Source organism: Streptomyces sp. CG 926 (genome assembly GCF_003148825.1).
Classification (GTDB): domain Bacteria; phylum Actinomycetota; class Actinomycetes; order Streptomycetales; family Streptomycetaceae; genus Streptomyces.
Genome location: NZ_QGGZ01000026.1, coordinates 1 through 12,525, shown reverse-complemented (window position 1 = coordinate 12,525; position 12,525 = coordinate 1). Strand labels below are relative to the sequence as shown.

General features: G+C 71.7%; 5 protein-coding genes. 1 reads left to right on the top strand and 4 read right to left on the bottom strand.

Features of this window, described 5'->3' with window-relative positions; all coding sequences use genetic code 11:
• The first annotated feature begins 25 nt into the window (after positions 1-25).
• Complete coding sequence (locus BCL76_RS38010; protein ID WP_181382899.1) at positions 26-1,087, top strand: threonine ammonia-lyase; 1,062 nt, start codon at positions 26-28, stop codon at positions 1,085-1,087.
• Positions 1,088-1,182: 95 nt separating this feature from the next.
• Here the strand turns inward: BCL76_RS38010 and BCL76_RS38005 are convergent, their stop codons facing one another.
• The 4 genes from BCL76_RS38005 to BCL76_RS37990 all read right to left on the bottom strand — a co-directional run.
• Complete coding sequence (locus BCL76_RS38005; protein WP_109784066.1) at positions 1,183-1,395, bottom strand: MbtH family protein; 213 nt, start codon at positions 1,393-1,395, stop codon at positions 1,183-1,185.
• 323 nt (positions 1,396-1,718) lie between these two features.
• The gene (locus BCL76_RS38000) at positions 1,719-3,560 is read right to left on the bottom strand and encodes an ABC transporter ATP-binding protein (RefSeq protein WP_258310155.1); all 1,842 of its coding nucleotides are present in this window, start codon (positions 3,558-3,560) and stop codon (positions 1,719-1,721) included.
• 510 nt (positions 3,561-4,070) lie between these two features.
• The gene (locus tag BCL76_RS37995) at positions 4,071-4,418 is read right to left on the bottom strand and encodes a hypothetical protein (RefSeq protein WP_146228519.1); all 348 of its coding nucleotides are present in this window, start codon (positions 4,416-4,418) and stop codon (positions 4,071-4,073) included.
• Positions 4,419-4,590: 172 nt separating this feature from the next.
• The coding region (locus tag BCL76_RS37990) for a non-ribosomal peptide synthetase (RefSeq protein ID WP_146228518.1) at positions 4,591-12,525 on the bottom strand (7,935 nt) is incomplete at its 5' end.

Sequence of the window (12,525 nt, the reverse complement as noted above, 5' to 3'; positions counted from 1 at the left end):
CCTGACTTTCCTTGGAGGGACACCCATGCCTGAGTACGGGAAAGGCACTTCGGCCGGCACCGCCGTGGCGGAGCTCGGGCGGGCCGACGTGGACGACGCCCTGGTCCGGCTGGCCGGAAAGGTCCTGCGCACTCCGGTCGTCCGTTCCGAGCAGCTCGACGCCGCGTGCGGTGCGCGGCTGTGGCTCAAAGCCGAGAATCTTCAGCACGGCGGCTCGTTCAAGGTGCGCGGCGCGCTGTTGGCCGTCGAGCACCTGGCCGCGGCGGGCAGTCGGGGTGTCGTCGCGCAGAGCACCGGCAACCACGCCATCGCCGTCGCCCTGGCCGCGCGGGCCCATGCGTTGCCCGCCCTCATCGTCCTGCCCGACGACGCTCCTGGCACCAAGGTCCGCCGTATCCGGGAAGCCGGTGGCCACGTCACCTTCGCCGGGACGGCACTGGCCGAACGGATCGCTGTCGTCGCGGAGCTGCGGGAGCGGCACGGGTACGACGTCGTCGACCCCTACAACGACCCGCGGGTGGTCGCAGGTCAGGGAACCGCGACCGCCGAGCTGCTGTCGCAGACCGCCGCGCAAGGGGTGCGGCTGGACAGCGTCGTGGTCCCCGTGGGAGGGGGCAGCGCACTCGCGGGGGCCTGCCTCGCCGCCGCCGGATGCGGCACGCGGGTCATGGGTGCGGAACCCGAGAACGTCCCGGCGTTCACCGCGGCGCAGCGCGCCGGCGGCCCCGTGACCGTGCCCGCCCGGCACACGGTCGCCGACGGACTGCGCCCCGACCGCATCGGCGACCTTCCCTACGCCTTGGCGCGGCCGGACGTCACCCGCGTCCTGACCGTCGGTGAGAGCGCCATCACCGACGCCTTGCAGACCGCGCTGTGGCTGGCCCGGCTCCTCGTCGAACCCGCCGCCGCGACCGCTCTGGCGGCCGCTCTCGTCCACGCCCGCGAAGCCGGCGCCGGGACCGACATCGGGGTGCTCCTCACCGGCGGGAACGTGGAGCCCGCCCTCGTCGCGCGGCTTCTCGCGCACGCGGCTCCCGCCGGGCGGCGCCCTGCCGGGGGCACGGACGCCGGAGCTCTTTCCGCCTGACACGGCGGGCCTGCCCGTGCGGTGGGTGCGGGCGTGCCTCGGCCCGGAGCGCGATGGTCGCGTTCCGGGCCGAGGGGGTGGAGCGTGGTGCGGGGTTACTTGCCCGCCATGGCCTCGATCAGGCTCTTGGGACGCATGTCGGTCCAGGACTTCTCTATGTAGGCGAGGCAGTCCTCGCGGCCGGCCACGCCGTAGACCGAGGTCCAGCCGTCCGGTACGTCGACGAAGACGGGCCAAAGGGAGTGCTGCCCCTCCTCGTTCACCAGCACCTGATACTGGGCATCGGGGTCTTCGAACGGGTTCGTCACCACATTTTCCTCTCTCGGGCGAGCAATTCTGATCACGCCGGCCACCGATCCGGGGAATCAATAAGAGAATTTCCGAGCATGCGTGATCGAGTATTCCCCTGTCGCAGATCAGTGCGGTCCGCGGCGATCCACTATGGCCTGGCGGAAGGCGCGGCAACAACAGCGGTCGAGTTGTGCGCGGTGATACACCGGAAAGGGTGTTCCGCCGCGCGCCGGGGGGCGTCCAACCGCTTCCGTGCGGCGGTTGGACGCGCCCCTGTGCTCCTTGAGCGAATGGCGGATTGCGGGTAGACAGGAGAGCTCTGGTCATCCGAGCCCTCCCGTCACGCGGAGCGCTTGCCGTTCATATCGGTCACCCCCTCCGCGAACTGCGTCTGGTACAACGTCGCGTAGGCCCCGCCCTTGGCCAACAGCTCCTCGTGCGTGCCGCGTTCACGGATCCGGCCGGCGTCGACGACCAGGATCTGGTCCGCCTCACGGATCGTGGACAACCGGTGCGCGATCACCAGGGAGGTCCGGCCGGCCAGCGCCGTCTTCAGGGCCCTTTGGATCGCCGCCTCCGACTCGGAGTCGAGATGCGCGGTCGCCTCGTCGAGGACCACGATCGGGGGCGACTTCAGCAGCAGGCGGGCCAGTGCGATCCGCTGCCGTTCACCGCCGGAGAGGCGGTATCCGCGGTCGCCGACCACCGTGTCCAGGCCGGCCGGCAGCCGTGCGACGGAGTCCCAGATCAGGGCGGCTTCGCACGCCTCGACCAGTTCCTCCTCGGTGGCTTCGGGGCGGGCGTAGAGGAGGTTCGCGCGGATCGTGTCGTGGAACATGTGGGTCTCCTGGCTCACCACGCCGACCGTCTCGCTCAGCGACTGCAGCGTGACGTCGCGGACGTCGTGACCCCCCACCCGGACCGTTCCCGTCGTCGCCTCGTACAGCCGGGGGACGAGCTGGGTGATCGTGGTCTTACCGGCACCGGACGGGCCGACCAGGGCCGTCAGCTTCCCCGCCGGGGCGGTGAAGCTGAGCTCCTTGAGGATCCACGCACTGTCCCCCCGGTCCTGGTCCTGGAGCGCGATCGGCTCCAGGGAGGCGAGGGAGACCTCCTCGGCGCTCGGGTAGCGGAACGACACGTGATCGAACACGATCTCCGCGCCGATGTGCCGGGCGTCGGCCGACACCCCGCTGCCGGGCAGGACGTGCGCGTCCGGCTTCTGGTCGACCAGCGGCTTCAGGTCCAGGACCTCGAAGATGCGGTCGAAGCTGACGAGCACCGTGAGGACCTGGATCTGGAGGTTCGACAGCTGGTTGATCGGTCCGTACATCCGGAACAGCAGCGTCACCATCGCCACCAGGGTGCCGATCTGCAGCGCGCCGCTGATCACGAGGTTGCCGCCGAACCCGTACACGATCGCTGTCGTGAGCGAGGTCAGCACCGTGACCACGATGAAGAACATCCGGCCGTGGACCACGTTGAGCGCGGTGATGTCGCGCACCCGCCCGGCCTTCGCCTCGAAGAGCGCCGCCTCGGACTCCGGCCGCCCGTACAGCTTCGCGAGTTCCGCGCCCGATACGTTGAAGCGCTCGTTCATCATCGAGCCCATCTCGCCGTCGAGCGTCATCCTCTCCCGCGTGATCTTCTGCAGTTTCCGCCCGATGATGCGGGCCGGGAAGAGGAACGCCGGCACCATCGCCAGCGCGACCAGTGTGATCTCCCACGACAGGTAGATCATCGTGCTGATGACGATGACCAGCGTCAGCAGTCCCGACACCGCCTGCGTCAGCAGCGACGTGATCGCCTGCCGTGTGCCCACGATGTCGGTGTTCAGCCGGCTGACCAACGCGCCCGTCTGCACCCGCGAGAAGAACGCGAGCGGCTGACGCTGCACGTGCTCGAAGACTTCCGTCCGCAGGTCGTAGACCAGGCCCTCGCCGATCTTGCCCGAGCAGCGCGCCTCGACGTACAGGACGAACGACTCCAGCAGGGCGAGCAGCACGATGCCGAACGCCAGCATCAGGACGACTCCGAACCGCTTGGGAAGGATCCCGTCGTCGATCATCAGCTTGAGCATGAGCGGACTCGCGGCGGTGATCGCGCCGCACGTCACACTCGCGAGAATCAGTACCGCGAGCTGGCCGCGGTAGCGGACCAGGTACGGGAGGATACGCCGCAACGTACCCGGGTCTATCTTCTGGCGGGTCTTTTCCTTCCCGCCAAAAGCGTTTCCGGAATTGAGATTCGGGCCACCTATGAGAGCCATAGAGGACACTCCTTGCCTGTGGGTGAAAGAGACCTTTCAGTCCGGTGGTCGTTCGGTCGGGTGGGTGCGCGCCGCAGAACGCGGCGGAGGTGGCCGGGGCGGGCCACGTGAGGTGGTGGTGCGACGTTCTCCACCGGCACCGGCCCGCCACGAGGCGTTGAGGCCACGCCGGCCGCGGGGAGAGGCGGTGGGGACCCTCCGCGCCGCCGGCCGCCGCCTGCCGGGCGGGGGTGCGTTTCGGCTGTTCGGGGCCGCCCCTGATGTCGGAGATCTGCTCGTAGTCCGGCTCGAAGGCCAGGAGAATTCCTGTGGCCGTCGTGATCGGCATGTCGGGGTCATCACTTTCTGCCGCCAAGGGCCCTGCGTTTCGCCCTTGTCGAGGTCGGCCGCCCGGGTTCGGGCGGCCTCGGGCACGGCCGACCGTCAGCCGGTCTCGCGCGCGTCGCGCGCGGTGTCGTGGATCAGTTCCTGGGCGTAGAAGCCCTTCAGGCGCGAGAGGAAACCGCGCCGGCCCGCACGGGCCGCGGACGCCGGGCGCGGGCCCGGGTCGAGGGCGTCGAGCATCGCCTGGCGCCGCAGCTCGGCGACCGCGATGACGTCGACCCCCGGGTTGTCCAGGGGAAGAGCGCGGGCGGCCGGGTGCACGGGGGCGGTGGGCACGGCGGGGGCGGACGCCTGCGGTGTGCCGGTGCCGTCGGGGGCCGTCCGGGTCCGGGAACCGCCCATGGGCTCGGGAGCGGACACGGCCGAGGCGGGATTCACGATAGACATGGATTCGGATCTCTTTCTGGTGGGATGTCCGGCTAATGCAGGGCATTGCTGGTCATTGCGACTCTTTGCGGGTTATTTCGCCCGGTCGTGGATACGCCTGACCCGGGGGCCCTGGTCAGGGCCCCTGGGTCAGGGCCCCTGGGTCAGGGCCCCCGGTGGGGGCCCTGACACGTCACGGGCGGGAGGCCAGCCAGGCCGAGACCGTCTTCCAGATCTCCGCCAGCGTCTCGGGCCTGGCCATCTCGTAGTGCGTGCAGGCGACCTGGCCCTGCGTGATCTCGCCCGTGATGTAGGGCCTCCAGCGCTCGGCGGGCATCTCGCCGGGCGGCATGCTCTGTTCGGCCACGATCAGCAGGGCGTCCCCGTCGAACCGGCCGTGTTCGTGCCCGGTCCGGATCGTGCGGTGGTTCTGCAGGATGCGGGCGAAGGTCCGGTACTCCTCCTCCGTCGCCGCGCCCAGAGCGCCGCCGGCCTCCCTGCGGACGACCTCGATGAGCCGGTCGACCTTCGCTTCGAGGTCGACCTCGGTCTCCTCCACGGCGTCGACGGCCTCGCCGTCCTCGCCGCGGCTCCACGGGTACTGGTCGAGGATCACCAGGGCCGAGATCTCCTGGCCCGCCGCCCGCAGCTGCACGGCCATCTCGTGGGCGACCGCGCCGCCGTAGGACCAGCCGAGCAGCCGGTAGGGCCCGCTCGGCCGCACCGAGCGGATCTGCTCGACGTAGTCCGCCGCCATCTCCGTGATGGACCGCGCCGGCTCGCTCGTGCCGTCCAGACCGCGTGCCTGCAGCCCGTACAGCGGGATGTCGGCCTCGACGTGGCGCGCCATCGGCATGTAGCACCAGCTCAGGCCGCCGGCGGGGTGGACGAGGAAGAACGGGGGCTGCTCGCCCTGTTCCCTGATCGGCAGCAGCACACCGAGCGCGTCGCGGATCGAGGACAGGCTCATCCCCTTCATCAGCCCCGCCACGCTCGGCGCGGCGAACAGGTCACGCACGGCGATCGACACACCGCGTTCGCGCAGCGCCTCGACCAGCCGCACCGCGAGCAGCGAGTGGCCGCCGAGGGCGAAGAAGTCGTCGTCGACACCGACCTCGGGAAGCCCGAGGACCTCGGCGAACGCCTCGCACATGCCGTCCTCGAAGGAGGTCACCGCCCAGTTCGCGGTCTCCTCCCCCGCCGTCGCCTCGGGCACCGGCAGGGCCTTGCGGTCCAGCTTGCCGTTCGGCATGAGCGGCAGCCGGCCGATGGCCACCACCGCGGACGGCACCATGTAGCCGGGCAGCCGGTCCTGCGCGAGCGCCCGGACCTCGCGGCCCAGCCTCTCGGCCGCCTCGCCGTCCTCCTCGCCGTCCGGCGCGGCGGCGGCGTTCGGGACCACGTACGCCACCAGGCGCTGGTCCCCCGGGGTGTCCTCACGGACCAGGGCGACGGCCTGGCCCACGGCCGGGTGCGAGGCCAGCAGCGCCTCGATCTCCCCGAGTTCGACGCGGAACCCGCGGATCTTCACCTGGTCGTCGGCCCGGCCCACGTACCGCAGGTCCCCTTCGGGGGTCCAGCGCACCACGTCACCCGTGCGGTACAGCCGCTCGCCGGCCCCGCCGAACGGGCTCGCGACGAACCGGCCCGCGGTCAGGCCCGGACGGCCCAGGTAGCCCCGGGCGACGCTGTGACCGCCGATGTACAGCTCGCCCGCCACACCCGGCGGCACGGGGACGAGCCCCGCGTCGAGCACGTACACCTGGGTGTTGCCGATCGGGCCGCCGATCGAGGTGGCGTCGGCGTCCCGCCCGGACAGCTCCTTCGCGGTCGACCAGACGGTCGTCTCGGTCGGGCCGTAGAGGTTGGTCAGGGTCGGTGTCCTGTCCAGGATCGTGCGTGCCAGGTCCGCCGGGAGCGCCTCCGCGCCGATCATGGCCCGCACGCCGGTCCAGTCGACCGGGTCGTCCGCGTCCGCGATCAGCCCGCGCCACAGACTCGGCGTCGCGTGCACGACGGTCGCGCCGGTCGTACGGATCAGGGAACGCAGCGCCCACGGGTCGAGGACCTGCTCCTGCGAGGCCAGCACCATCCGCGCGCCGTTGAGGAGCGGCAGGTAGAACTCGAAGCCCGCCATGTCGCAGCCGTGCGTACTGACCGCGAGGAGCCGGTCGTCCGCGGCGAGCGCGAACCGGTCCTGCATCGCGCCGAGGAAGTTCACGATCGCCCGGTGCTCGACCAGAACGCCCTTCGGACGGCCCGTCGAACCTGAGGTGTAGATGACCCACATCGGGTGTGCGGGGTGCAGTGCCGCCGTACGGTCGTCGTCGGCGAGCGGCCCGTCCGCCAGGCCCGCGAGCCGGCCGGCGACCTCGGGGCCGTCCAGCACGATCACGGGGACGCGCGGCCGGTGTTCCGGGGCGGCCGGACGGGCGTCCAGGTCCTCGGAGGTCAGCACGCACACGGCGCGGGAGTCGTCGATGACGTACGCGATGCGGTCGGCCGGGTAGGCCGGGTCGATCGGCAGGTACGCCGCTCCCGCCTTGATCACGCCCAGCAGAGCCACCACCAGGTCGACGGTGCGTTCGAAGACCGCCGCCACGACCGTCTCCGGGCCGGTGCCCCGGCCCGCCAGAAGACGCGCGAGCCGGTTGGCGCGGGCGTCGAGCTCCGCGTACGTCAGCTCCTCGTCGCCGTGGACCAGGGCGATCGCGTCCGGGGTACGGGCCACCTGCGCCTCGAACAGTTCGACGACGGTCGCGTCCGGCACCTCGGCGCCGGTCGCGTTCCAGTCGACGAGCATCCGCGTCCGCTCGGCCTCGTCCAGGACGTCCACCTCGCCGAGACGGATCCCGGGATCGGCCGCCAGCGCCGCCAGGACCCTGCCCAGTCGCTCCGTGATCCGCAGGACCGACTCCGGGTCGAACAGATCGGCGGCGGCGACGAGCGAGCCGCGCATACCGGCCGGCGCGCCATCGGCGTCGTGGAGCTCGGCGACGCTCACGTCGAGGTCGAACTTCACGACCGCGTCGGCGGTCGCACCGCCGTCGATGGAGCCGTCCGCGGTGGGGGTCGTGGGGGTCGGGGAGGGGGCGGGGGCCCCGCGGCGGGCGTCGACGCCCTCCAGGTCGAGAATCGCGCGCTCGTTGTTCTGCAGGAGCAGCATCACCTGGAACAGCGGGTGGCGGGCCATGGAACGGGCCGGGGCCAGCTCCTCCACCAGCCGCTCGAACGGCACGTCCGGGTGCGCGAACGCGCCCAGACCGGACTCCCGCACCCGTCCCAGCACCTCACGGAACGTCGGGTCCCCCGACAGGTCGGTGCGCAGTACGAACGTGTTCACGAAGTAGCCGACCAGGTCGTCCAGGGCCTCGTCCGTACGGCCGGCGATCGCCGAACCGATCGGGACGTCCGTGCCCGCGCCGATCCGGGACAGCAGCACGGACAGAGCACCGTGCAGCACCATGAACATCGTGACGCCCTCGGCCCGCGCGAGCGCGGCGAGACCGGCGTGGACGTCCGCCGGGATCTCCAGCGGCACCCGGTGGCCCCGGTGCGAGGCGACCGGCGGCCGCGTCCGGTCGAACGGCAGCTCCAGCTCCTCCGGCACCCCCGCCAGCGTCTTCCGCCAGTAGGCGACCTGCTGCGAGATCAGGCTCTGCGGGTCCTGGCTGTCGCCGAGGACCTCGCGCTGCCACAGCGCGAAGTCGGCGTACTGGACCGGCAACGGCTGCCACTGCGGGGCGCGCCCGCTGCGGCGCGCCTCGTACGCCGTCGCCACGTCGCGGGCCAGAGGCGCCCATGACCAGCCGTCACCCGCGATGTGGTGGACCACGACGACGAGGACGTGCTCCTCGGGGCCGGCCCTGAACAGCCAGGCACGGACCGGAACCTCGGACGACAGGTCGAAGGTGTGCGCCTTCGCGCCGGCGACGGCGCCGGGCAGGTCCTCCGGGGTGACGTCGGCGACGGTCAGTTCCCAGTCGAGGTCGTCGACGGCGACGATCCGCTGGTACGGCTCACCGTCCGCGACCTCGAAGACCGTGCGCAGCACCTCGTGACGCGCGAGCACGTCCCGGAAGGCCGCGCCCATCGCCCCGGCGTCCACCGCCCCGGCGAGCCGGGTGGCCACCGGGATGTTGTACGTCGGGCTCGGCCCGTCCATCTGGTTGATGATCCACAGGCGGCGCTGCCCGTACGAGAGCGGAAGCCGCTCGGGGCGCTCCCTCGCGGTCAGTGCGACGCGTGCGGTACGGGCGCCGGTCAGGCGCTCGGCGAGACCCGCGACGGTCGGGGCCTCGAACAGCGCCCGGATCTCGACCTCGACGCCGAGGACGGAACGGATGCGGCTGACGAGGCGGACGGCGAGGAGGGAGTGGCCGCCGAGCTCGAAGAAGTCGTCGTCGACGCCGACTTCGGGAAGTCCGAGGACTTCCGCGAAGGCCAGGCAGAGGATCTCCTCCTGAAGCGTTGCCGCCCGTCGACCGCCCGAGGCGAGCGACGAGGAGTAGTCGGGTGCGGGCAGGGCCTTGCGGTCGAGCTTGCCGTTGCCGGTCAGAGGCAGCGCGTCCAGGACGACGACCGCCGACGGGACCATGTGCTCCGGCAGCCGCTGCGCCGCGAACTCCTTCAGCGCAGTGGCGAGTTGGATCTTCTCCTGCGGCTCCAGGTCGTCGGCGACGACGTAGGCGACGAGCCTGCGGTCACCGGCGTTGTCCTCGCGGGCGACGACGGCCGCCTGGTCGACCAGGGGGTGGCCGGTCAGGACGCCCTGGACCTCGCCGGGTTCGATGCGGTAGCCGCGGATCTTGACCTGGTCGTCGGCCCGGCCGAGGAAGACGATCTGGCCGTCCGCCGTCCACTTCGCACGGTCACCCGTGCGGTACATCCGCTCGCCCTGCTCGTACGGGTTGGCGACGAACCGCTCGGCGGTGAGAGCCTCCCGGCCGACGTATCCGCGGGCGAGGCCGGCGCCGGAGACGTACAGCTCACCGGCGACACCGGGGACGACCGGGCGGAGGTTCGCGTCGAGGACGTAGAAGCGGGTGTTGGCGATGGGAGTGCCGACCGGGACGGTTCCGTCGGTGATCGCCTCGGCGGTGAGCCGTGTGGTCGCGATGCCGATGGTGGTCTCGGTGGGGCCGTAGTGGTTGTGGATCGCCGCCCGTTCGCCCGCTGCGGCGGTGAGGAGTGCGGTGGCCAGGGCGGGCGGGGTGGACTCGCCGCCGAGGACGAGGGAGCGCCTCGGCAGTACGGGCTCGATGCCGGAGGCCGTCAGAGCGGCCAGGTGTGAGGGGACGATCTTGAAGTGGTCGATGTCGTGCTCGGCGAGGTAGGCAGCGACCAGTCCCGGGTCGGTGACCGCACTCTCCTCCAGGATGTGGAGTTCGCCGCCGGTGGTGAGGCTGGCGAAGACGACGGTGTTACCGAGGTCGGTGGCCTGCGCCTGGAGCAGTGCGTAGCGTGCGCCCTCGCCTGCGAAGCCGAGGCGGTCGGGGACGGAGGCGGTGTAGTTCGCCAGGCCGCCGTGCGTGACGGCGACGCCCTTGGGACGACCGGTCGAACCCGAGGTGTAGATCACGTACGCCAGCGACCGCGGGTCGACAGAACGTCCAGGGCGGCCGGTCGGGGCGGCGGCGAGCTGCATCTCGACGAACGTGTCGTCGAGGGCCACGAGACGCGAACGGCCCGCGGGCAGTTCGTCGAGGATCTCCTCCGTCGTCAGCGCCAGCGCCGCGCGACTGTCGCGGAGCATGTACGCGATCCGGTCCGTCGGCTGCGCCGGATCGATCGGCAGATAGGCCGCCCCGGCCTTCCAGACACCGAGGATCGCGGCGATCATGTCGGCGCCCCGCGGCAGACACAGGCCCACGACCGCTTCGGCGTCGATGCCCTGGCCGATGAGGTAGTGCGCGATGCGGTCGGCCCTCGCGTCCAGCTCCGTGTACGAGATCGACGTACCGCCGGAGACGATCGCCTTCGCGTCGGGCATGCGGTCCACCGACCGCTCGAACCGCTCGTGGACCAGGGCCGGTCGGCCCTCGATCGCCGTGTCGTTCCAGACGGTCAGGACCCGGTGCCGGGACACCTCGTCGAGCACCGGGACGCCGCTGAGGCGGGTCTGCGGGCTGTCGCCGAGGAGGTCGAGTACGCGCACCCAGGCACCGGCGATCCGGTCGGCCCACTCCGGGTCGAACAGGTCGGCGGCGACGGTGACCGAGCCGCGCAGCCCGGCCGGGGCGCCCTCGGCGTCGTACGTCTCGCCGACCATCACGTCCAGGTCGAACTTCGCCGCCCTGGTACCGGTCGACATGCCGCCGGTCCAGACGACGGGCGTGGCCGAGGAGTCCAGGCCGGCGCTGACGGTGTTCTGCTTGGTCAGGACGACCTGGAAGAGGGGGTGGCGGGCCATGGAACGGGCCGGGGCCAGCTCCTCCACCAGCCGCTCGAACGGCACGTCCTGGTGGGCGAAGCCGGACAGGCCCGTCTCCCGCACCCGGGCCAGCAGTTCGGTGAAGGCGGGGTCGCCCGACAGGTCCGCGCGCAGCACCTGGGTGTTGACGAAGCAGCCGATCAGGTCGTCCAGGGCCTCGTCGCCACGGCCGGCGTGGGCCGAGCCGATCGGGATGTCCGTGCCCGCGCCCAGCTTGGAGAGCAGGATGGCCAGGGCCGCCTGCAGCACCATGAACACGGTCACGCCCTCGGATCGGGCGAGCTCCGCCAGGCGTACGTGCACCTCGGCGGGAACGTCGAGGGGGACGCTGTGGCCCAGGTGGGAGGCGAGAGCCGGGCGGGAGCGGTCGAAGGGCAGCTCCAGCTCCTCGGGGGAGCCGGCCAGCGTCTCGCGCCAGTACGCGAGCTGCCGGGCGATGACGCTGTCCGGGTCGTTCTCGTCGCCGAGCAGTTCGCGCTGCCACAGCGCATAGTCCGCGTACTGCACCGGCAGCGGCGTCCACTCCGGCGCCTGACCGGCGCTTCGTGCCGCGTAGGCGGCGGAGAAGTCCCGGGCCAGCGGCGCCCGCGACCAGCCGTCACTGGCGATGTGGTGCACGAGGACGACGAGGACGCGCTCGCCCGCACCGGCCTCGAAGAGGGTGGCGCGGATCGGCACCTCGACGGAGAGGTCGAAGGCGTACCGTGCGGCTCCGGTGACCGCGTCCTCCAGATCGGCCCGGCCGACCTCGACGACGTCCAGCTCCCAGTCGAGCTCGTCGAGCGCGAGGACCCGCTGGTACGGCTGACCGTCCGCGACGCCGAAGACGGTCCGCAGGACCTCGTGGCGGCCGATCACGTCCCGCAGGGCCGCGTTCAGCACCTGGTGGTCGGCATCGCCCGACAGGCGCAGGGCGATCGGGCTGTTGTAGGTGGCGCTGGGGCCCTCCAGCTGGCTGATGAACCACAGGCGCTGCTGGGCGAAGGAGAGCGGCACCCGCTCCGGGCGGTTGCCGGCGGTCAGGGCGAGCCTGGCCTGTCCGGCGTCCGTCAGGCCGGCCGCGAGGCCGGCCACCGTCGGGGTGTCGAACAGGGCGCGGAGCGGAACCTCGACGCCGAGGACGGTACGGACCCGGCTGATCAGGCGGACGGCGAGGAGGGAGTGGCCGCCGAGGGCGAAGAAGTCGTCGTCCACACCGACCTCGGGCAGTCCGAGGACCTGGGCGAACACTCCGCACAGGAGCTCCTCGCGGAGCGTGGCCGGGCCACGGCCGGCGGTCCCCGTCGCGAACGCGGGAGCCGGGAGGGCCTTGCGGTCGAGCTTGCCGTTGACGTTCAGCGGCAGCGCGTCGAGGACCACGATCGCCGACGGGACCATGTACGAGGGGAGGCGATTGCCGGCCAGAGCGGTCAGGATCCGCGGCAGTTCATCGGCCACCCCGTCCTCGGCCGGCACCACGTAGGCGACCAGGCGCTTGTCCCCCGGCACGTCCTCGCGGGCCACGACCACGGCCTGGGCGACCAGCGGGTGACCGGCCAGGACGGCCTGGACCTCTCCGAGTTCGATGCGGAAGCCCCGGATCTTGACCTGCTCGTCGGCGCGACCGAGGTACTCGATCTGACCGTCGGCGTTCCAGCGGACCACGTCACCCGTGCGGTAGAGACGACCGCCTTCCGACGAGAACGGGTCGGCCAC

What these genes read in the sequence shown, in the direction of transcription:
- BCL76_RS37995 (WP_146228519.1), bottom strand. Translation starts at nt 4,418, where the DNA reads ATGTCTATCGTGAATCCCGCCTCGGCCGTGTCCGCTCCCGAGCCCATG.
- BCL76_RS38010 (WP_181382899.1), top strand. Translation starts at nt 26, where the DNA reads ATGCCTGAGTACGGGAAAGGCACTTCGGCCGGCACCGCCGTGGCGGAG.